Consider the following 20,359-nt stretch of genomic DNA (forward strand, 5'->3'; position numbering starts at 1 on the left):
GGAGGCGGTCGAGCATGCGCACGCCGACTTCGCAGCCCTCCAGGCCGGCGAAGTCCCCGGACCTCGCCTCGCTCTCCCTGACCGAGCGTCACTCTGACTACAGGCAGCTACTTGTCACTTCGCTGGAACTTCGGGAGCACAGGGGCATCTCGGCGGCCCCTGTAACTACGACCCCCAAGCTCACGCAAAGCTACTTTTCCCCTGGAGGCAGGGGTAGGAGTCGGCGGAGCGTGCGGTGTCGTCCGCCTCCTGCAGCGCACGGCGCTGCTCGGTGAGTTCTGCGAGGACCTCGGCATCCAGACGCAGCTCGGACAGGTGCACGGTCAGGGACCGAAGGGTCGAGGCCACGTCACCGCACTGCCCCCTGCCTTGCGGATCCGGCCCGCGAGGTTGAAGAAGGTGAGGTCCGAGCTGAGGAACTGACCTGTCGTCGGCAGGCTCAGGTGCAGCTCGGAGTGCTCGCTCCAGGACCAGCACCCACGTCCTGGTCATCCCCGGCACCGGCGATCTCGGCCACCTTGCCGAGAACGTGGCCGTCGGCTCTCTACGTCTGTCCGAGGACGAACTCGCCGCCTTGCACTCCCTCCGCCACGCAACTGCATGAACAAGACCCTCGATGCTGTTGTCCACTTCCGCCGTCTGTTCCTAAAGGTCTGCTACGAGAAGTCGGTATCCGACGTCCAGTGTTTCGCGGTCGAGCAGGTCAGCATGGCGTTCGTGCCACAGGCCGGAAGACAGGTCGCTGGACAGCCTGGTCAGGCCGGGACGGAGGACCTCATCGCCGGTTTGGGTGAGCATCGAAATGCCGGCTCGCACTTCCCGATCGAGGTATGCCTCAGGTCGGCGCCAGAAGGCAGCACCGAATCCGTCGGTGCAGTCGTACGGGATCAGGACCTTTTCGATGCGGGCACCGCCCAGCAGCGCGACCAGCCGGTCGATCCGGACTGCCCGTGTGTCGTCGAACGCGGCTACCTCCGGCAGGTACTCGTCCAGCAGCCAGAACCTGCGGAAGATGGCCTGGTCCCAGGTGAAGATGACGACGCGCCGCCTCGCGATCCGGAGGAGTTCCGCGATCCCGGCTTCCAGGTTCGTCCAGTGGTGCACGGTCAGCAGGGCCATCGCCGCATCAGCCGAGTCGTCGGCGATGGGGATCAACTCCGCTGATGCCTGGAGAGCCCGCGCAGATCCAGCCGGACGTTGGGCGATCATCACTGCACTGGGTTCAATCGCCAGCACCGTTTGTGGTGGTTCGTAGGAGCCGGCACCAGCACCGACGTTGATGACAGTGCCAACATCGCCGAGTGCCTCGTGGATCTTGACGCCGATCCGGTGGTCGGGTCGTCGTGTGTGATTGTAGGTCGCGCCGATGCGGTCATACGTCGTCACGAGGGACAGTATTGCCTCGTCACTCACCACCGAACGTTGCTGATGAGCTATCCACAAGTATTGACGATTTCTTGCCTTAAGGAGTCGGCGGATCGGCGGGTGGCCATTCTTGCCTTGCAAGTGCTGTAAGCCGCCTCGCCACAGGACGTGATCTGAGCCCAGGCAGCGGGTCGCCGCCGGGTCTTCTCGTGCGTGGCAGAGGTCAGCCTTGCCGGCGGAAGTCCAGCATGTAGAAGACCTTGTCGTAGCGGTGTTCGCCAACAGCGACAAAGTCGGTCAGGCGGCCGTATTCGGTGAAGCCCAGCGATCGGTAGAGGTGAAGGGCATTGGCGTTGTCGCCACGGGCGTCCAGGGTGAGGACCTCGATACCCGTCTCCCGGGCGTCAGCGATCAAGGCAGTGGTCAGCGCCAGACCGACGCCACGACCATGGGCGGCGGAATCTACCGCGATCTTCTCCAGATCGGCGTGGGGCCGATGAGTCGGTCGGGCGTAGCGGAGCCAGTACCCCAACCCGACCAACTGGCGGTCGAGGTAAGCCGCACGCAGGGCCGCATCCCTGGTCTGCACCGCAGAGACGACGTGGCCGAGAAGTTCCGCCACCTCATCCCGCGAGGGTGGTTCGACCCAGCCCAGCGCGGCACCTCCACTGACCAGATCCGCCAGGATCCGGTGAGCCGACTCCACAAACCGGAGCTCGAGCTCCGGATGGGAAGTCAGCTCCCTGGCATCAAGGATGGCGGGCTCAGTGGTCACCCCGCTGGTCATGGCCGAATTCACGACCCGCAGCCTAGACGAGTTGTTCCGATGTGAGCAGTGGTCGGTAGGCGATCCGGGGATCGCCTGACCGGCTGTTCGAACTCCTTGGGAGCGAAGTCCTTGTCTGCGATCAGTAGCAGACGGATCGACGCACGATCCATGCGCCGGACGCGACAGTCAGGCTCGACATGAACTCTGCCTGGCGGCTGCTCACGGGACCGCCCTTCGACCGCGATCGGCTCGTGCTGTCGGGCGATCCGGATCTGGCCAATCACTTTGCGGCGGCCCGAGGGATCCTCATGTGAATCGAGCGGAGAACCAGCCCCTGAAGGCCGTCAAGTCGCCAGGTCACCACCCCTTGGACGGGGCGTTCCCGATGCTGACGGTGCGTCCCGGAACGCGGACAGGATGTCCAAGATCGTTCTGTGACAAGCGGCCTGGACACCCTGCTCACCGCACTGTACGTGAAGATCGACGACGAGATCACGGATACCCGGTGGCTGGGCCGCCCGCCGCGGTTGACGGACTCCGAGCTCATCTGCCTCGCCGTGGCCCAGGCGATGCTGGGCTTCGCGTCGGAGGCCAGGTGGCTGCGGTTCGTCCGCTCCCGCTTGGGCGCAATGTTCCCGTACGTGCCGAAGCAGCCGGGCTGGAACAAGCGGCTGAGGGCCGCGTTGCCGCTGGTCAAGCGAGCGATACGGCTCCTTGCCACGGACACCGACTTCTGGTTCGACTACCACTGGATCATCGACTCCACCCCGGTCGAGTGCGGACGCTCTCGGCCCACGGCGAAGCGGTCGGACCTGGCCGGCTGGGCCGGATACGGGTACTGCGCCAGCCACTCCCGGTTCTTCTGGGGCTTGCGGCTGTACCTGGTGTGCACCCCGACGGGCATGCCGATCCTGTGGGCCCTGGCGAACCCGAAGCTGGACGAGCGCGAGGTGCTCACGGCGATGCTGGACCGCGAGCCGGACGCAGTCACCGACCGGCCCGGCCTGCTGCCGATCGCGGACAAGGGCTTCGCCTCCAAGGAGTTCGAGGCCGATCTGGCCTTGCGCGGGGCAGATCTGCTGCGGCCGTCGTTCAAGCGGGAGAAACGCCGCACGGGCGAGTCCCTGCCGAAGTCGGTGCGGCAGTTGATCGAGTCGGTGAACGACACCCTCAAGGGCCAGCTCGACCTGGAACAGCACGGCGGCCGGACCTTCGAGGGCGTCGCCGTCCGCGTCGCCCAGCGCGTCCTCGCGTTGGCCGCGGCGGTCTGGCACAACCACAAGACCGGACAGCCGACCATGCGATCCCTCATCGCCTACGACCACTGATCACACCGGACTGATTCGTCTAGTCCAGGGTCCGGCCGAGACTCCACGCTCCAGCCTCGGCTGCCGCCAAGTTGTTGTTACGTGCCCTTTTGGGTGGAATCGCTTCGCACGTTCTCCCACCGATCGAAAGGAAATTTCCCATGAGCTGGGAGGACGGTGGTGACGTGGCTGAAACTGTCGCCTAGTGTCCGGCGGGTGACCCCACAGAAGTCCGTTCGAGGGCCTGCCCATCGCACCGGCGCCATCCTGGCGGTGCTGGCCGAGCAGGCGACCGTGAGTGCCGACGAGATCTGCCGGCACACCGGCATTCCCATCAGCGCGGTGTACCGGCACCTGAACGACCTGGTGCAGATCGGCCTGGCGAGCCCCACACGTACCCGCGGCAGGTACTGCGCGGGTTCGCTGGCCGTGCTGATGGCGGAGAACTACCGGCGCGAGATGCTCGGCGGCGGGGCGGTGAAGAGCCGGCTGACCCGGTTGGCCTCGGACACCGGGGAACTCGCGGCATTCCTGATACCCAGCGGCGACCACGTGCTGTGTGTCGAGGCCGCGGACGGACCACGTATGGTCAAGTGCAGTTTCTCGCCGGGTGTGGCCCAGCCGCTGACCTGGGGAGCGAGCGCGCAGGCCATTCTCGCGCACCTGCCGGCCGACCGGGTCGCCGAGATCTGCGCCGCGCACCGGCTGGATCCGACCGTGACCGAGTCGCTGATGGTGGACCTGCGCTATGTCCGCGACCGGGGTTACGCGATGAGTACCGGCGCCGTCGACGAGGGCGTGTGGGGCGTGAGTGTGCCGGTCTTCGACCGGCGCGGCGAGGTCACCGGAACGGTCAGCACCATGGCGCCCCAGTTCAGAGTCCGCGACCACCAGACGCTGCTGACACTCACCCATGCCGCGGCACAGGACATCAGCCGTATCGAGGAGCCACCGTCATGACATCGAGGATCACCGGCCGCGACACGGCCCCCGCACCGGTGTGGACCGGGCGGGTCGACGGACCCGGAGCCGACCACCGGCGCTGGCACAACGCGGTCAACGCGGAGAGTCCCGATTCCCCGGGCCTCGCCCTCATCGGGTTCCGCAGCGACGAGGGGGTGCGCCGCAACGGAGGCAGGCCCGGGGCGGCCGACGGCCCGGCCGCGATACGCAGGGCCCTCGCCTCCAAGGCTCTCGGAGCCGACCTCGTCGTCCACGACGCCGGCGACGTGAACGTGGTGGACGGCGATCTCGAAACCGGACACGAGAACCTGGCCGCCGCGGTCCGCTCGCTGGTTCGGGCCGGACACCTGCCCATCGTCCTGGGCGGCGGACACGAGACCGCGTACGGGTCCTACCGGGGCCTTGCCTCGAGCGGCGTCCTCGACGGCCGCCGGCTCGGGATACTCAACCTCGACGCCCACTTCGACCTGCGGCAGGCGGACCGAGCCACCTCCGGAACCCCCTTCCGGCAGATCGCCGACCTCGAGCAGGGGCGCGGGGCGACGTTCACCTACGCGGTGGTCGGAATCAGCGAGTCCAGCAACACCACGGCGCTGGTGCGGACCGCGGCCGACCTGAACGTCGCGTTCAGGACGGACGAGGAATCCCAGGAACGCCATCTGGACGACGTGCTCGACTTCGTCGCCCGGTTCGCCGACCAGGTCGACGTCCTGCATCTGACCCTCGACCTGGACGTCATGCCGGCCTCGGCGGCACCCGGCGTCAGCGCGCCGGCCGCCCTCGGCGTGCCGCCGACCGTCGTCATCGAGATCTGCCAGGCGGTCGCCGAGAGCGGCAAACTCGGCCTCTTCGACGTCGTGGAGCTCAACCCGGCCTACGACCGGGACCACGCCACCGCCGCTCTGGCCGCCCGCATCGTGCACACCGTTTCGGTCGGTGCCTTCCGCGCTCGACGGCGCGCCCGCGGGTGACCCCTGCCCCGAACCCCCTCGCCAGTCGCGTGCCGACTGCGTCATGCCCTGTATTCCAATGGAGTTGAACATGGTGAAAGCCCCCGTGCGGAGGAGAGTCGCAGCCGTCTTGGTGGGACTGTTGTCCGTCGTCGTGATGTGGGCGGGCGCGGGTCCGGCGACCGCCGCCGGGTCGGCCGGACCCGGCGCCCAGGAGCTCGCCCGGCTGCGTTCGGGTGAGGCGGTGCTGCGGGTCGGCACCGATGCGACGTTCCCGCCCTTCGAGTCCACCGACGCCAAGGGCGAGAAGGTCGGCTTCGACATCGACCTGGTGCGCGCGTTGGCCAGTCGCGCGGGCATCAAGAACGTCGAGTTCACCCAGATGCCCTTCGACAACATCGTCCCGGCCCTGCAGGCCGGGCAGATCGACATGGGGGCCTCGGGCATCTACATCAGCGACGAGCGGGCCAAGGCCGTCGACTTCAGCGACGTGTACTACCCGGGCGGACTGGCCGTGTTCGTCGCCGATTCCAACACCTCCATCCACTCCCTGGCCGATCTCGCGGGCAAGCGCGTCGCGGTGCAGGTCGGCACGAAGTCCGTCGAGTGGCTCAAGGAGAACCAGCCGCGTGCCCGCCGGGTCGTCGTGCAGACCAACCAGCAGATGTTCTCCACGGTGGGACTGGGCCAGGCCGACGCGGTCGTCACCGGCGGCCCGGCCGGCCAGTACTTCATCGCCCAGCGCGGGGGCCTCAAGCAGGTCGGGCAGCGGCTGACCGAGGAGAACTACGGCTACGCCTTTCCCAAGTCCGAGGCGGCGGTGACCGCGGCCTTCGACGCCGCGCTGCACACCATGAAGCAGGACGGCTCCTACGCCGAACTGACCAAGAAGTGGTTCGGTGCACAGGGTCCGACCGCCCAGAAGGCGTCCAAGGCGTCCAAGCCGCTGTTCGACCCGCGGACGATCGTGGACTCCTGGGGCCAGATCCAGCACGGACTGCTGGTGAGTATCTCCGTCATCGTGATGTCCCTGTGCCTGAGCCTGATGCTCGGCATGGCCGGCGGGTTCGCCAAGCTCAGCCGGGTCGCTCCGGTGCGCTGGCTCGGCAACGTCTACGTCTCGGTGATCCGTGGCACGCCGTTCGTGGTCCAGCTGTTCTTCGTCTACTTCGGGCTTCCCCAACTCGGCCTGCAACTGCCGCCGATGCTCGCCGGCGTCCTCTCACTCGGCCTGTACAGCGGTTCCTACGTCACCGAGATCGTGCGCGGCGCGGTGCAGTCGATCGACCGCGGCCAGCTCGAGGCCGCCCGGTCCTGCGGTATGTCGCACGCATCCGCCATGCGCCATGTGATCGTCCCGCAGGCGTTCCTGCGGATGCTGCCGCCGCTGGGCAACGAGTTCGTGTCGCTGACCAAGAACTCCACGCTGGTCTCGTTCATCACCATCGGTGAGCTGTTCATGGTAGGGCAGACGATCATATCCCGGACCTTCGACGCCCTGACCGTGTACCTGTTCATCGGCCTCCTCTACTACGTCCTGACCAACCTGATCGGGTTCACCACCCGCGCCCTGGAGAAGAAGATGGCGGTGTACGTCTGATGGCGCTCCTGCAGACCTTCGGCATCACCAAGAGATACGGCGACCACGAGGTGCTGCGCGGCATCGACTTCGCCATCGAGCCGGGAGAGGTGGTGGCGGTCATCGGGCCCAGCGGTGGCGGCAAGTCGACCTTCCTGCGCTGCCTCAACCTGCTGGAGACCCCCACCTCGGGGCGTGTGGAGTTCTCCGGCGAGGAACTCACGGCGGGCGGCTCCGACCTCGACCGGCTGCGGGCCCGTCTCGGCATGGTCTTCCAGCAGTTCAACCTGTTCCCGCACATGACCGCGCTGCGCAACGTGGTGCTGCCACAGATGAACGTCCTGGGCCGCGGACGCGAGGAGGCGGAGCGCAAGGGCCGCGCCCTGCTGGAGAAGGTCGGCATGCTGGAACGGGCGGACATCTACCCGAACCGGCTGTCGGGCGGCCAGAAGCAGCGCGTCGCCATAGCGCGAGCGGTGGCCATGGACCCCGAACTCATCCTGTTCGACGAGCCGACCTCCGCGCTGGACCCCGAGGTCGTCCACGACGTCCTCGACATCATGACCGACCTCGCGCGGGACGGTATGACCATGGTCGTGGTGACCCACGAGATGGGATTCGCCCGCAAGGTCGCCGACCGGGTCCTCTTCATCGACGGCGGCCGCATCGCCGCCGACCTGCCGCCCGAGGAGTTCTTCTCCGAACGCAACGACAACGAGCGCGTCAGGACGTTCCTCGCCAAGGTCCTCTGACACCGGGACGGTACGTCGGCCGGTGCGGAGGCCGAGGCCCAGTGCAGCCTCCGGGCAACTCTGAGGACTCCGGCCGGGGTCCGGGACCTTCGCCGGCCGATTCCCGCCGACGGATCAGGCGGCGGAGCGCTCGATGGCCGGGCGGCGGCGCAGCGGGGCGAGTTGGATGGCGAGCGGGTCGTAGGCCATGTCGAGCGTCCCGACATCGGTGCCGGGCGGCACGATGGCGTCGATCTCGTCGAGGATGTCGTCGGTCAGGCTGATCTCCGCGCCGGCGAGGAGGTCGTCGAGGTGGTCCATGGTGCGCGGCCCGATGATCGCGGAGGTGACGCCGGAGTGGGCGATCGCGAAAGCCAGGGCGAGGTGCGTCAGCGGAATCCCCGCCTTGTCGGCCAGGGGGAGGAGCTGTTCCACGGCGTCGAGCCGGCGCTCGTCGCGCAGGTGCCCGAAGCCGAAGGCGGCCCGGTGGGTGTCGGCCTGCCGGTCCTTGCGGTAGCGGCCGGTGAGCAGGCCCCCCGCGAGCGGGCTCCACACCATGGTCCCCATGCCGTACCGCTCGCAGACGGGCAGGACCTCGCGCTCGATGCTCCGGTTGAGGATCGAGTACGGCGGCTGCTCGGTACGGAACCGCACCAGGCCGCGCCGTTCGGCGACCCACTGCGCCTCGACGATGTCCGAGGCGGGGAACGTGGAGGAGCCGACGGCCCGGACCTTGCCCGCGCGCACCAGGTCGGTGAGGGCGGAGAGGGTCTCCTCGACGTCGGTGTCGGGCGCGGGCCGGTGGATCTGGAACAGGTCGACGTGGTCGGTCTGCAGCCGACGCAGTGAGTCCTCCAGCGCGCGGGTCACCCAACGCCGCGAGTTGCCCTGCTGGTTGGGGTCGTCGCCCATCGGCAGGTGCGCCTTCGTGGCCAGGACGACGTTGTCACGGCGGCCTTTGAGGGCCTTGCCGACGATCTCCTCGGACTCGCCGCGCGAGTAGGCGTCGGCGGTGTCGACGAAGTTGACGCCCGCGTCGAGCGCTTTGTGGATGATGCGGACGGAGTCCTCGTGGTCGGGGTTGCCGACGGTGCCGAACATCATCGCACCGAGGCAGTACGGGCTGACCTTGATACCGGTTCGGCCCAGCGTGCGGTACTTCACGGTTTCCTCCCATGCCTGATGTGATGCCCGCCGCGGCGCGCTGAGCTCACGCAAACGGAACATCGTTCGACTTAAACAATACGGAACAGTGTTCCGGTTAGCAAGGGGGTGTGCGGGTCGTCGGGCGACCCTGTGCCCGGTGGCCGTGGTGCACGCCGCCCAACACGGCCCCGTTTCAGCCCGGTTGGCCGTGCCTGCCGCCCCGCTCCTCCTTCGCCGCTGACCGATCTGCACCTTGACTGGTACAGACCAATGCGGTTGAGTGTGCCTCACACCCCCCACCACGGTCGGCCCAGCGCCCCGTCCGGTTCCACCGGGACGCGCACAAGGCTCGCTCCGTCCTGCCCGCGCCGGGTACGACCGTTCTCCGTCAAGGAGTTGATTCCGTGTCGAGGCGTCGCATCTCCGCGGTCGTGACCGCGCTCGCCCTCTCCGCCGCCGTACCGGTGCTGGTGCCGACCAGCAGCGCGTCCGCCGCCACCTGTTCGAGCTACCCGAACTGGGAGGCCGGCAGGGCCTACGTCACCGGTGACATCGTCCGCTACACGGACGGCAATGCGTACATCGCTGAGCACGACAACCCGGGCTACGACCCGGTCATCAGCACCTGGTACTGGCAGCCGTACCACTGCGACAGCGGCACGCAGATCGGCGACTTCGTCGTCTCGGAGGCCCAGTTCAACCAGATGTTCCCGAACCGCAACGGCTTCTACACCTACAGTGGTCTGGTCGCCGCGCTCGACGCCTACCCCGGATTCGCCAACACCGGCAGCGACGAGACCAAGAAGCAGGAGGCAGCCGCCTTCCTCGCCAACGTCAGCCACGAGACCGGCGGACTGGTCTACGTCGTCGAGCAGAACACCGCCAACTATCCGAACTACTGCGACTGGAGCCAGCCGTACGGCTGCCCGGCCGGACAGTCCGCCTACTACGGCCGCGGCCCCATCCAGCTCAGCTGGAACTTCAACTACAAGGCGGCCGGCGACGCGCTCGGCATCGACCTGCTCAACAATCCCTGGCTGGTGGAGAACGACTCCGCCGTGGCGTGGAAGACGGGCCTTTGGTACTGGAACACCCAGTCCGGCCCCGGCAGCATGACCGCGCACAACGCCATGGTCAACGGCGCGGGCTTCGGCCAGACGATCCGTTCCATCAACGGTTCCATCGAGTGCGACGGCGGGAACCCCGCCCAGGTGCAGAGCCGTGTGACCACGTACCAGCAGTTCACGCAGATCCTGGGCGTGTCGACGGGTGACAACCTGTACTGCTGACCCGGTCCCGGCACTGACCGTGGCGCGCCCCGCGCACGACGGCCGGCGCCCGGTCCGGTCACCTGACCGGACCGGGCGCCGCGTCAGCTCGAAGGCGTCGCCAAAACGCCCGGGAGAGGCCCGTCGGGCCGTTCTGGTGAACCGGCCGGGCGACACGGCGATCAGGGCGCAAGGTGGGAGCATCTGCCGTCAGGACGCCTTGTGTTGGCGCCTGATGGGCTCGCCCACTCGGTGCAGGTGGACGAGTGCCTCGCGGTAGGACTGGATCAGGCTGGTTTCGTGGTACGGCACGCCGATCTCCGCGCAGTACGCGCGTACGACGACCTGGGCCCGCCGTAGATGAGGAGTGGGCATGCTCGGGAACAGGTGGTGCTCGATCTGGTAGTTGAGCCCGCCGAGCATCACGTCGGTGAGCAGGCCGCCCCGCACGTTGCGGGAGGTGAGCACCTGGCGGCGCAGGAAGTCGGGGCGGTCGTCGCCGGTGAAGGTGGGCATGCCCTTGTGGTTCGGGGCGAAGGTGCAGCCGAGATACACACCGAACAGGCACTGGTGCACGGCGAGGAACGCCACGGCCTTGCCGGGGGAGAGCACGAGGAACAGCGCGGACACGTAGGCCGCGATGTGCAGGAAGAGCAGTGTGCCCTCCAGCAGACGGCACTTCAGCGACGGCGAGCGCAGCGCCCGCACGCTCGCCACATGCAGGTTGAAGCCCTCCAGCGTCAGCAGCGGGAAGAACAGGAACGCCTGGTGGCCGCCGATGAACCGGGCCGGACCCTTGCTGTTGCGGGCCTGCTCGGTGGACCACACCAGGATGTCAGGGGCGACATCGGGGTCGAGTTCCTCGTGGTTGGGGTTGGCGTGGTGGCGGGTGTGCTTGTTCATCCACCAGCCGTAACTCATGCCGATGCCGAGGTTGCCGAAGAGCCGGCCCCAGATCGCGCTCGCACGGCGCTTCCGGAACACCTGCCGGTGCGCCAGGTCATGAGCAACCAAGGCGACCTGACCGAACATCAACGCCATGAGGGCGGCGACCGCCAGCTGCCACCACGTGTCGCCCAGCGCGACGAAGGCCCCCCAGCCCGCCGCCAGCAGCCCGATCACCAGACCGAGCCGCACCGTGTAGTAACCGGGGCGCCGCCGCAGGAGATCCGCCTCGGAGATGCGCTGCGACAGCCGGGCGAAGTCACTGCCCTCCTCGGGGCGAGGTCTGCGGGGCCGCACGGCGGCCGGGACGGTCGTGACCGGAGCGTCGGAGGAAATCGTCATGCAGGCGAGTCTGGCTACGGCCGTCCCGCCGCCACCAGCCTGTCAGCTGTAGGCCTCGTGGGGGGTCGAGCCCCCTCCAGCTCAGGGGGTTGTCCCCACCCTTGTGCTCTCTGAGCTGGGCATTCGCCGGTTCACCCGGAGCCGCCCTCGTGCTGAGCGGCCGTGCCGCCCTGGTGCCCGCGCTCACCGGGCTCGCCGTCGGCGGACGCGCCCACGTGCACGTCGCCGCCGTGGGCCCTAGTCGGGCTCGGACGCGTCGTGGATGGTCAGTGATCCGGCGAGGTCGAGGTCGGCGACCGTGCCGTGTGCTCCGGCGCGGACGAGCAGCACCGCGCCGAGCGCGGTGCTCCAAAACGTCCTGGCCTCCACGTCGAGCGGTCGACGGGCCTTCCAGCCGCGACCGTCGATGAGCCGGCTCACGAAGCGCTCGGACTGTCGGAACAGCAACTGGAGGTGCTGGTCGACCACAGGGGCGAGTTCGGGCTTGGAGATCGCGGCCGCGAGTGCGCGCGCGACCGACGGGAGCGAGGGCAGAGACAGGACGGCGCGGGCGATGTTGCGCCGGAATGTCGCCGCGTCGGGGGCTTGGCGACCGATGCGCTCAACCCGTCGGGTGTCGTGCAGCAAGCCGAGAAAAGCGGCGTGCACGATCAGCGAGTCCTTGGAGCCGAAGTAGTAGGTGACCTGGTTGGGGAAGACCCCTGCCGCCTTCGCGATCTCCGCGACGCTCACCTCGGCACCGGGCCGCTCCTTGCAGAGCCGGGCAGTGACCTCGATCAGCCGGCGCCTCGTCGTGCGACCACGGTCGAGCGCCGGAGTCGGCGTTGCCCGGGCTTCGGTTCGCTTCTTCTCCACGCCTGGATTGTATGTGATACAACAAGCAGGGTCTGCTCACTTGTATCGCATACAAGAAAGGTCGAAGCGCATGCACCGGACTGAAGTCGTCGTGACCGGACTCGGCGCGATCACACCACTCGGTGGAGACGTGGTGTCCACCTGGGACGCGCTGCTCGCCGGCGAGTCCGGCATCCGCGGCGGCGTCCTGCCCGGCCACGAGGACACCGGCCTTCCCGACACCGTCGCGGGGACGATGGCGGTCGACCCCGCCGAGTCGCTGCCGCCCGTGCGAGCCAGGCGGCTCGACCGCTCGCAGCAGGCAGCCCTCACCGCGGCGGCCGAAGCCTGGGCCGATGCCGGCGCCCCGGAGGTGGACCCGGACCGGCTCGCGTCGGCGATCGGCACCGGCATCGGTGGCGTACGGACACTGTTGAAGCAGGACGACGTACTGGAGGCGGCCGGGACTCGGCGCGTCTCGCCACGCACGGTCCCGATGCTCATGCCCAATGCGGCCGCGGCGCTGATCAGTATCGAATACGGCGCACGGGCCGGGGCCTACACACCCGTCTCGGCATGCTCTTCCGGTGCCGAGGCGATCGCCCTGGGGGCCAGGCTCATCCGCGCCGGCGAGGCGGACGTGGTCATCGCGGGCGGAACCGAGGCCGCGATCACCCCGATCACCGTCGCCGGCTTCGCGCAGGCACAGGCACTGTCGCGGCACACCGGCGAACCCGCGTCGGCGTCACGGCCGTTCGCCGCGGACCGCAGCGGATTCGTCCTCAGCGAAGGCGCCGCTGTCGTGGTACTCGAAAGCGCCGAGCATGCAGGCGCTCGGCGCGCCCGCGTCCACGCGGTGCTCGCGGGCGCCGGCATCGCCGCCGACGCCCACCACATCACGGCGCCTGCCCCCGACGGCTCCGGTCAGATCTCCGCCATGCGGAAGGCCCTCGCACAGGCCGGCTTGGCTCCCGAGCAGATCAGCCACATCAACGCCCACGCCACCGGAACTCCGGTTGGCGACCTCGCCGAGGCGCGCGCGATCGGGGAGGTCTTCGGCCGCGCCACCGTGACGGCCCCCAAGGCGGCGCTCGGCCATCTCTTCGGCGCCGCCGGCGCGATCGAAGCACTCATCGCCGTCCTCAGTGTGGAACACGGCGTCATCCCACCGACCCGCAACCTCACCACGGCCGACGTCGATCCCGACATCGATCTCGATGTCGTCGCACAGCGACGCGATGTCCCCCAGAAGGCCGTGCTCAGCAACTCCTTCGGCTTCGGCGGGCAGAACGTCTCACTCGTCGTCACCCCGGCACGGCACCACGCGTCCCGTACACCCTCGCCCACACCGTGACCCATGCGAACGCACCATTGGTCGTGGAGGGATGCCGCCGATTGGCCGAGTGCGCGTGATCCTGCGGACAGACCACTTGTCACTCCTGGCGCAGGCTCATGACCAGATCGCGTGGCAGGCCGTGCGTGTCGTGGAGATAGTGGAAGTCTTCATCTCCCAGAGGGCCTTGGAACCGTGGCCGGGCAAGGACCTTCCGGCCGCGTTCCAGGAGTTGGCTGAACCGGCGCTCCTCCTGAAGCAGCAGCCGACGTACGTCGCCGGATTCCACTTCCTGCCGGAAGTGGTCCAGGGTGTGCGAGATCAGCTCGTCCGGCAGGTCTCCGAGGCTGCGCGAGGGATCGTCCCGCCACAGGACGGTGAGCACTCGTCGCACCAGGCGGCGCAGCACGTAGCCCCGTCCCGTGTTGGCCGGACGTACCTCGTCGCCGAGTACGACGACGGCCGAGCGCAGGTGGTCGTAGAGCAGGCGCCGCGACGGTTCGTCCGTTGGCCACAGCGTCGGCACGAGACGGCGCCAGGGATCGAAGACGTCGCACTCGAACACCGATGACGTGCCCTGCAACAGCGAGGCGAGCCGCTCCAGGCCGAGCCCGGTGTCCACGTTGCGTTGGGGGAGCGGCACCAGGGAGCCGTCCTCGAGCCGGCGGTGGCGCATCATCACGTGGTTCCACACCTCCACCCAGCGGTCGTCGCGGGTGGGCGTCGACTCGGGCGGAGTCTCACCGCTCCACAGGAAGATCTCCGAGTCGGGGCCGCACGGGCCGACCGGTCCGTTGGACCACCAGTTGTCCTCCACGGTGAGTTCCACGGGAACGCCGCGGTCCTGCCACAGGCGCAGGGAAGCGGTGTCCGGCCCGACTCGGTCGTCGCCGCCGTAGACGGTGGCGTGCAGCAGGCCCGGATCGATCCCCAGTCCTTCCGTGAGCAGCCTGTACCCCCAGTCGAGACTCATCGACCCGTCGTAGTCGCCCAGCGACCAGGTACCGAGCATCTCGAAGACCGTCAGATGGTTGGCGTCACCCACCTCTTCCAGGTCCGTGGTCCGCAGACAGCGCTGCAGGTTGACCAGGCGTCTGCCCAGGGGATGGGGACGCCCCTCCAGATAGGGGATGAGCGGATGCATGCCGGAGGTGGTGAACAGCACCGGGTCGCCAGGCGGTGGCAGCAGCGTCGAGCCGGTGATCCTGCGATGACCGCGCTCCTCGAAGTACTCGACGATCGTGCGGACGATCTGCTCCGTGTTCATGGGGTGACTCCTTCGCATCACAGCGGGGGAGGCACCGGACAACGGGACCGTGCGGTCGTCACATCGCGGCAAGAACGCCAGAGAACCACCGACGGGCCGTTTCCGGTCGCCGATGGGAAAGGGAGAAGGTCAGGCGGCGGCAACCGGCGAGCTGGTCGCTCGCGCGGTCGCGATGGTGCTTCGGCCGATGACGTTCATACGGGAGACGATAACGCGCTCGGGCCCCCGAGGCACACGAATTTCCGCCAGGCCAGGTCGTGGCCCGCTCGAGGATGTCCACGCCTGAGGTGTGGTCCTGAGGTGTGTGACGACGCTGTCCCGAGTGCGTGATCATCCGCTCGACTGTTGAGCGGCCCGGTCCTGGATCCCGTCGAGCACGGTGTCGAGCATCCGGTCGAACTCCGCAACGGACCCGAAGTCGGCCAGCAGAGGTGCGAGGGCGGCCATCGTCGGGTGCGTCTCGGTGTCGAAGGCGGGCACGGGGCTGGGCCCGTCGGGTCCGCCGCTGGTGCGTGCCAGCAGGTGTCCGTTGAGAAAGCCGAACAGCACCGTGAGCGCGTCCGCGGCCACCTGGTCGGGCAGCCCGGACTCACGCATGGCGGTGACCAGGCGCTCCAGGGCGGTGAGGGCCGCCGGCGAGGTCTGGGCGCGTGTGGTCAGCAGCGGGAACACCCGGGGGTGCCGGTAGGCCATGTCCCGGTAGCCGTGCGCCGTGCGGCGGGCGATCTCCTGCCAGTCGTGCGATGCGTCGACACCGCCGACCGCCATCTCAGTGAGCACAGCCTCGGAGACCGCGTCCAGCAGCGCGGCCTTGCCCTTGATGTGGTGGTAGATCGACATCGGGTCGACCCCGAGCTCCTCCGCAAGTCGCCGGACCCCGAAACGCTCCAGGCCGTCGCGGTCGACGAGTGCGACGGCGGCGGCAGCGATGCGCTCGCGGTCGAGCCCCGCCGAGGTGCCCCGTGTACGTCTGGCCACGGCCACTCCCTTCGTTTGCAAAACCTACACCGTAGAAAGTACCTTGCAGGACGAAACCTACGACGTAGGTTTTGGGAGGGGGAAGTCGGTACGTCGGACCGGCGCCCATGGCGACGTAGGACAGCGGAACCACCTCCGTCGGCGCGGCGCCGTCCGCACGAAAGGAAGGCACTCTGATGACGAAGACACGGCGTGAGCGATTGGCCATCGGAGCGATGTTCACGGGCCTCGGGCTCACCGTCATCGCGACGATCGTCCCGTACGTCGACCGTGCCACCACCCATCTGCTGGCCGACCACATCCGGGCCGGCTACCCCACGTACGCCCCCACGCGCATCGACTCGGCCGTCACCACCTACCTGGTTCTGCTGTCCGTCATCGGAGCGCTCGGTGTCCTCGCCTGGCTCTGGACGATATGGGCCGTCAGGGCGGGCAAGTGGTGGGCCCGCCCCGCCGCGACCGTGGTGTTCGTGCTCGGCGCAAGTGCCGGGCTGACCGGGCTGCTCACCAAGGACACCTCCGGCGACACCGGTCTGCCCCTGACGCTGGGCTGGGTGGGGATGGTGCCCTGCCTGGCAGGCCTCCTGGCGGTCGCACTGCTGTGGGGACGACAGCGAAGGGTATGAGCCCAACCCAGGCGCACTACCCACGTGATGGGCGGGCGGCAGCCCTTCCGACACCGGCCCCACCTACAGCCCCGTCCCGGAACACACGGAGGGTTCCGGGGCGGGGTCGCGACACAGCGGCACCCTCGACGGCCACCCCCGGTTTCTTCGACCCACGGGGCTATGATCGCCAGGGTGGATGACACCCTGATACCCCGAGCTCTGACCAGTGAGGCGCAACTCCGGGAGTTGTACGCGGACCCCGGAGAGCGGGCGGTACGCAAAGAGCTCGACCACATCGACGAGATGTCGCGCCGCCTCATCGCGGTCTCGCCCGTGGTGTTCGTCGCCACCAGCGATGCCCAGGGCCGCTGCGACGTGGCCCCTCGGGGCGGCACCCCCGGTTTCGTCATGGTCCTCGACGAGCGTCATGTAGTGATTCCGGACGCGACGGGGAACAATCGGCTGGACAGCTACCGCAACATCCTGGCCAACGGGCACGCCGGGCTCAACTTCGTCATCCCTGGCCGGGACACGACGCTTCGGGTCAACGGCGCAGCCTGGATCACGGCCGACGAAGACCTGCTGGCGCGGCTGACCCCGGTCGGCAAGCCGCCGAAAACCGCGCTGGTCGTGCGGGCCGACGAAGTGTACGTCCACTGCGCCAAGGCGTTCGTCCGGTCGAAGCTCTGGCGTCCCGAGGCATGGCCGCTCAAGGAGGAGCAGCCGACGCCGGCCGAGGTCGCTCTCGCCCATCAGCGCGACCCCAACCTGACACTCGCCGAGGTCGAGCAGGATCAGCGTGACTCCCTCCTGTACCGACTGGCCTGACGTCGGTCCGCCGCGGCGACGTGGCGTCCCCTTCGTGGCGCACGCCGTGAGCAAGGGGCTCACCCAGTTCGAGCTCAGGGCCTCACGAACCGCGCTGACCTGGACTGGGCTCGTCCTCGGACTGCTCGCATGCGTTCTGGTGTTCGCGCTGCGGCTGGGGCTGCTGTTCATACGCTCGGACAGCTGGCCTGCCTACGTCCTGCTCGGCGTGGTGACGCTGAGCCTTCTGTTCCTGATGACCGAGGTCAACTACTTCGGCAGGGCCTGGTACTTCACGCTGCCGTACGCCGCGTCGGCGGTCCTGCTCACGGCCACGGGCTGGTGGTGGGGCCACACCGCCGATGTGCTGCAGACACGAGGGCGGTGGAGCGAGGTGACAGTGGTCAGGATCGACGAGCGGCCCAGGCGCCAAACTCTCTGCCAGTTGCAGCACGTGGAGGGTGGGGCGAGGGTACCCAGGGCCCTGGACGACTGCGCGGGCCTCTCTGTCGGAGACACCGTGAGAGTCATCGAGGACCCAGAAGGCGAAGTCCGGCCGGAGCGGGCCACTCCCAACGGCTTTGGTGCTTATGTCGCTTCCGGGATCGAAGCCGGAGTCCTCGTCGTAGCGGCGACAGGTGCGTTCCTGGCGGGAGGCCGGCGGCGCGACGACCTTGTCGCCCCGCCGCCGCACCCCGCGCCGCCCTGTCCCGGGCAGACCTACCGGTGGGACGGACCTTCGTCGTAGTTCTCCGACTGCACCGATGGTCCCCAAGGCCGGACCTGCCCACCGAGGACCCCCTCGTCGCCGTCGTGTCCGCCGGCGCGCCCCGCGACCTTCTGCCGCCGCCGCCCACCGCTCCGGCGACCCCGGAGCCGACGTGACCTGGCGAAACACCAAGTCGGAGCTCCCAGCGCGAGTTCGGGTCCGCACATGCGCCCGGCCCGGTGCGTGCCCGTGTCCGCCGTGCCCACGGACCGCGGTGGGACACGGACTTGGTCCCACCTCTTGTCCCACCGACCGTCGGCACCGAAGAATGCGCACGGCAACCATCGGCTACAGACGTCATACCCGACGTCGGCAAGGGGGCTCCATCCAATGTCACCCGCAGCACCGATGACACGCACGACACGTCGCTCACCGAGGATCGGCAAGGCACTCACCGGCGCGGCGTTCGCGCTCGCCCTGGTCGGCGCGGGCGCGGCACCCGCCATCGCCGGGACCGCGGGCGGGGACGCCGGCACCCGCGCGAGACCGAACGACGCGCCCGTCACGTTCGCCGGCACCGTCGCGCTCAGCAACTGTTCCGGCTCCGTCGTGCGTACCCCGCAGTCACAGCCCAACGACCCGGCCCTCGTGCTGTCCAACGGGCACTGCATCGAGAGCGGCTTCCCGAAGGCCGGCCAGGTCATCGTGAACCAGCCGTCCACCCGCACGTTCAAGCTCCTCGACAAGGACGCCGGGGTGCTCGGCACGCTTCAGGCCGACCAGATCTCGTACGCGACGATGACCGACACCGACATCTCGCTGTACCGGACGACCACCACCTACGCCGAGATCGAGAGCAAGTACCACGTACGGCCGCTGCTGCTCGACCCGCGCCACCCGCGCAAGAACACCAAGATCACCGTGGTGTCGGGGTACTGGAAGGAGCAGTACAAGTGCTCCGTCGACGGGTTCGTGGACCAGCTCAAGGAGTACTGGTGGACCTGGAAGGACTCGGTGCGCTACACGCCCGCGTGCCAGACCATCGGAGGCACCTCCGGCTCCCCGGTGATCGACGACCACACCGGACGCGTGATCGCCGTCAACAACACCGGTAACGAGGACGGCGAGCAGTGCACGCTCAACAACCCCTGCGAGGTCGACCGCAAGGGGCGCATCACCATCCGCCAGGGCACGAACTACGCCCAGGAGACCTACGTGATCGTGCCGTGCGTCGTCGACGGCAGCAAGCTCGACCTGAGCCGCAAGGGATGTGAACTCCCCAAGCCGCAGGCCTAGTCCACAGGGGACGTACGCCGTACGGACCGGCCCGCGGGCATGTCCGTGCGGCGGCCGTCCTCGATGACGAACCGCCCGTCCGGCGAACCCGTCGCGGCCCTGCTCAAGCCGGGGCATGCGAGGTCGAACACCGCCTTGGACCACATCACCTCAGCGCCGGCCGGCCAAAGCGCATGCTGCTGACCTGCTTCGCCACCAACACCATGGCCCGGCCTCAGCCGCAGAACGCCCAAATCGCCCGCCAACTCCCTCGGCAGACCATCACGAGAGGTCGAGGCTAGGCTCTGCTCCACTTCCGATCAATCTCCTGGAGGGGCGGTCACGTCGTGCGCGGTGGGAAACGGACAGCCGGGCGGGCATGGTCCGTAGTGATGCTCGCGGCGTCGACGGCTCTTGTGACCGGATGCGGCGACGGCCGAGGCGATCCGCCCGGTCGCCCGGCTGCCGGGCCCGCGATCAGAAGTTGCGTGACCTCCTCCGGAGCCCTCGTGGCGGACCTGAACGGCGACGGCATCGCCGACCGTGTCTCTCCCCCCTCCCTCACCGGCGCCGACCTGACCATCACCTTCGGATCCAAGCACGGGCGGCGAGGAACGACGGTGGGGCCCCGGGATCTCGTCGGGGATCGCGGCAAGTCCGCAAAGGACGTCCTGGCCGTCGTCGCCGACTTCGACCAGGACGGTTGGAGCGACCTCTTCGTCGCTGCCACCAACGCGTTCCAGGGCGACGACCCCTTGGACCCGGACGTCTCCGAACTGCGGCTCGGGCCCTTCTCGGCACGTGGACGCGGACAAAGCGATCACCACGTCGAGCTGTCGGAGCCGCGCGCCCTCGCCGTCGCCGACTACGATCACGACCACCACCCGGACCTCGCGTCCTACGGTCACGAAGGCGACGGCGTCTATGCAACGACGGCCCGTCTCGGCAGCAGGAAGGGTCTCGACCGGAAGTCCGACGCCGCCAACAGGCAGTACACAAAGGACGCCGACCAGACCGACCGGCGCATACCCGGCTCCATGCCCAAGGCCGACTTGACGGCGTTCTACCCGACCTGCGCCGGCGCCTAGCCTCACGCACTCGGACGGCCGACCAGGGATAGTCGAGCCATACAAATTCCTTTACCTCCCCCTATCTGTTTCTGTATGGGAGTGGCAGGGAAAGT

Annotated in this window: 20 protein-coding genes; 12 read left to right on the forward strand and 8 right to left on the reverse strand. The window is 68.5% G+C overall.

All coding sequences use genetic code 11. The features are described 5' to 3' along the window. Positions 1-180 precede the first annotated feature (180 nt). The 3 genes from ACIHCX_RS26810 to ACIHCX_RS26820 form a co-directional block, all read right to left on the reverse strand. A complete protein-coding gene (locus tag ACIHCX_RS26810; protein WP_400033712.1) occupies positions 181-348 on the reverse strand; it encodes a hypothetical protein in 168 nt (55 codons plus the stop codon). 297 nt (positions 349-645) lie between these two features. After that, positions 646-1,386, reverse strand: coding sequence for a methyltransferase domain-containing protein (locus tag ACIHCX_RS26815; protein ID WP_400033714.1), 741 nt, complete (start codon positions 1,384-1,386; stop codon positions 646-648). A gap of 202 nt (positions 1,387-1,588) precedes the next feature. Next, the gene (locus tag ACIHCX_RS26820) at positions 1,589-2,152 is read right to left on the reverse strand and encodes a GNAT family N-acetyltransferase (protein ID WP_400033938.1); all 564 of its coding nucleotides are present in this window, start codon (positions 2,150-2,152) and stop codon (positions 1,589-1,591) included. A gap of 416 nt (positions 2,153-2,568) precedes the next feature. On the opposite strand from ACIHCX_RS26820, the gene ACIHCX_RS26825 reads away from it, so the two are divergent. From ACIHCX_RS26825 to ACIHCX_RS26845, 5 genes are all read left to right on the forward strand, one after another. Then, complete coding sequence (locus ACIHCX_RS26825) at positions 2,569-3,462, forward strand: IS982 family transposase (protein ID WP_400033716.1); 894 nt, start codon at positions 2,569-2,571, stop codon at positions 3,460-3,462. Positions 3,463-3,657: 195 nt separating this feature from the next. Continuing rightward, positions 3,658-4,401, forward strand: coding sequence for an IclR family transcriptional regulator (locus ACIHCX_RS26830; protein WP_400033718.1), 744 nt, complete (start codon positions 3,658-3,660; stop codon positions 4,399-4,401). After that, complete coding sequence (gene hutG / locus ACIHCX_RS26835) at positions 4,398-5,375, forward strand: formimidoylglutamase (RefSeq protein WP_400033720.1); 978 nt, start codon at positions 4,398-4,400, stop codon at positions 5,373-5,375. The genes ACIHCX_RS26830 and hutG overlap by 4 nt, the downstream gene beginning before the upstream one ends. A gap of 112 nt (positions 5,376-5,487) precedes the next feature. Then, complete coding sequence (locus ACIHCX_RS26840; RefSeq protein WP_400033940.1) at positions 5,488-6,954, forward strand: ABC transporter substrate-binding protein/permease; 1,467 nt, start codon at positions 5,488-5,490, stop codon at positions 6,952-6,954. Beyond that, the gene (locus ACIHCX_RS26845) at positions 6,954-7,685 is read left to right on the forward strand and encodes an amino acid ABC transporter ATP-binding protein (protein WP_400033722.1); all 732 of its coding nucleotides are present in this window, start codon (positions 6,954-6,956) and stop codon (positions 7,683-7,685) included. Before ACIHCX_RS26840 ends, ACIHCX_RS26845 begins: the two co-directional genes overlap by 1 nt. A 114-nt stretch (positions 7,686-7,799) precedes the next feature. Here ACIHCX_RS26845 and ACIHCX_RS26850 read toward each other — a convergent pair whose 3' ends face one another. Further along, positions 7,800-8,828, reverse strand: a complete 1,029-nt coding sequence (locus ACIHCX_RS26850) for an aldo/keto reductase (RefSeq protein ID WP_400033724.1) — start codon at positions 8,826-8,828, stop codon at positions 7,800-7,802. Between the two features lie 386 nt (positions 8,829-9,214). Between ACIHCX_RS26850 and ACIHCX_RS26855 the strand changes: the two genes are divergently transcribed. Further along, positions 9,215-10,099: a glycoside hydrolase family 19 protein gene (locus ACIHCX_RS26855; protein ID WP_400033726.1), complete on the forward strand. Its 885-nt coding sequence runs from the start codon at positions 9,215-9,217 to the stop codon at positions 10,097-10,099. A gap of 189 nt (positions 10,100-10,288) precedes the next feature. Here ACIHCX_RS26855 and ACIHCX_RS26860 read toward each other — a convergent pair whose 3' ends face one another. Further along, positions 10,289-11,365, reverse strand: a complete 1,077-nt coding sequence (locus tag ACIHCX_RS26860) for a fatty acid desaturase family protein (protein WP_400033728.1) — start codon at positions 11,363-11,365, stop codon at positions 10,289-10,291. Positions 11,366-11,602: 237 nt separating this feature from the next. Beyond that, positions 11,603-12,220, reverse strand: a complete 618-nt coding sequence (locus tag ACIHCX_RS26865) for a TetR/AcrR family transcriptional regulator C-terminal domain-containing protein (RefSeq protein ID WP_400033730.1) — start codon at positions 12,218-12,220, stop codon at positions 11,603-11,605. Between the two features lie 70 nt (positions 12,221-12,290). Here ACIHCX_RS26865 and ACIHCX_RS26870 point away from each other — a divergent pair, with 70 nt between their 5' ends. Then, entirely contained in the window at positions 12,291-13,553 is a 1,263-nt protein-coding gene (locus ACIHCX_RS26870) for a beta-ketoacyl-[acyl-carrier-protein] synthase family protein (RefSeq protein ID WP_400033732.1), read from the forward strand. Between the two features lie 79 nt (positions 13,554-13,632). On the opposite strand, the gene ACIHCX_RS26875 is transcribed toward ACIHCX_RS26870, so the two are convergent. Together ACIHCX_RS26875 and ACIHCX_RS26880 are read right to left on the reverse strand one after the other, a co-directional pair. Continuing rightward, the gene (locus tag ACIHCX_RS26875) at positions 13,633-14,799 is read right to left on the reverse strand and encodes an alanine--tRNA ligase-related protein (RefSeq protein WP_400033734.1); all 1,167 of its coding nucleotides are present in this window, start codon (positions 14,797-14,799) and stop codon (positions 13,633-13,635) included. 330 nt (positions 14,800-15,129) lie between these two features. After that, entirely contained in the window at positions 15,130-15,777 is a 648-nt protein-coding gene (locus ACIHCX_RS26880; protein ID WP_400033736.1) for a TetR/AcrR family transcriptional regulator, read from the reverse strand. 176 nt (positions 15,778-15,953) lie between these two features. Between ACIHCX_RS26880 and ACIHCX_RS26885 the strand changes: the two genes are divergently transcribed. The 5 genes from ACIHCX_RS26885 to ACIHCX_RS26905 all read left to right on the forward strand — a co-directional run bounded on the left by ACIHCX_RS26885 (position 15,954) and on the right by ACIHCX_RS26905 (position 20,264). Next, positions 15,954-16,403: a hypothetical protein gene (locus ACIHCX_RS26885; protein ID WP_400033738.1), complete on the forward strand. Its 450-nt coding sequence runs from the start codon at positions 15,954-15,956 to the stop codon at positions 16,401-16,403. 162 nt (positions 16,404-16,565) lie between these two features. Continuing rightward, positions 16,566-17,213: an MSMEG_1061 family FMN-dependent PPOX-type flavoprotein gene (locus tag ACIHCX_RS26890; RefSeq protein ID WP_400033740.1), complete on the forward strand. Its 648-nt coding sequence runs from the start codon at positions 16,566-16,568 to the stop codon at positions 17,211-17,213. A gap of 34 nt (positions 17,214-17,247) precedes the next feature. Next, complete coding sequence (locus tag ACIHCX_RS26895; RefSeq protein ID WP_400033742.1) at positions 17,248-17,940, forward strand: hypothetical protein; 693 nt, start codon at positions 17,248-17,250, stop codon at positions 17,938-17,940. A gap of 399 nt (positions 17,941-18,339) precedes the next feature. After that, entirely contained in the window at positions 18,340-19,197 is an 858-nt protein-coding gene (locus ACIHCX_RS26900; protein WP_400033942.1) for a serine protease, read from the forward strand. 467 nt (positions 19,198-19,664) lie between these two features. Continuing rightward, positions 19,665-20,264: a VCBS repeat-containing protein gene (locus ACIHCX_RS26905; protein ID WP_400033744.1), complete on the forward strand. Its 600-nt coding sequence runs from the start codon at positions 19,665-19,667 to the stop codon at positions 20,262-20,264. The last annotated feature ends 95 nt before the right edge of the window (positions 20,265-20,359 follow it).

Source organism: Streptomyces sp. NPDC052043 (assembly GCF_044548235.1).
In the GTDB taxonomy this organism is placed as follows: Bacteria; Actinomycetota; Actinomycetes; order Streptomycetales; family Streptomycetaceae; genus Streptomyces.

What these genes read in the sequence shown, in the direction of transcription:
- ACIHCX_RS26820 (WP_400033938.1), bottom strand. Translation starts at nt 2,152, where the DNA reads ATGACCAGCGGGGTGACCACTGAGCCCGCCATCCTTGATGCCAGGGAG.
- ACIHCX_RS26875 (WP_400033734.1), bottom strand. Translation starts at nt 14,799, where the DNA reads ATGAACACGGAGCAGATCGTCCGCACGATCGTCGAGTACTTCGAGGAG.
- ACIHCX_RS26845 (WP_400033722.1), top strand. Translation starts at nt 6,954, where the DNA reads ATGGCGCTCCTGCAGACCTTCGGCATCACCAAGAGATACGGCGACCAC.
- ACIHCX_RS26870 (WP_400033732.1), top strand. Translation starts at nt 12,291, where the DNA reads ATGCACCGGACTGAAGTCGTCGTGACCGGACTCGGCGCGATCACACCA.
- ACIHCX_RS26885 (WP_400033738.1), top strand. Translation starts at nt 15,954, where the DNA reads ATGACGAAGACACGGCGTGAGCGATTGGCCATCGGAGCGATGTTCACG.
- ACIHCX_RS26860 (WP_400033728.1), bottom strand. Translation starts at nt 11,365, where the DNA reads ATGACGATTTCCTCCGACGCTCCGGTCACGACCGTCCCGGCCGCCGTG.
- ACIHCX_RS26890 (WP_400033740.1), top strand. Translation starts at nt 16,566, where the DNA reads ATGATCGCCAGGGTGGATGACACCCTGATACCCCGAGCTCTGACCAGT.
- hutG (WP_400033720.1), top strand. Translation starts at nt 4,398, where the DNA reads ATGACATCGAGGATCACCGGCCGCGACACGGCCCCCGCACCGGTGTGG.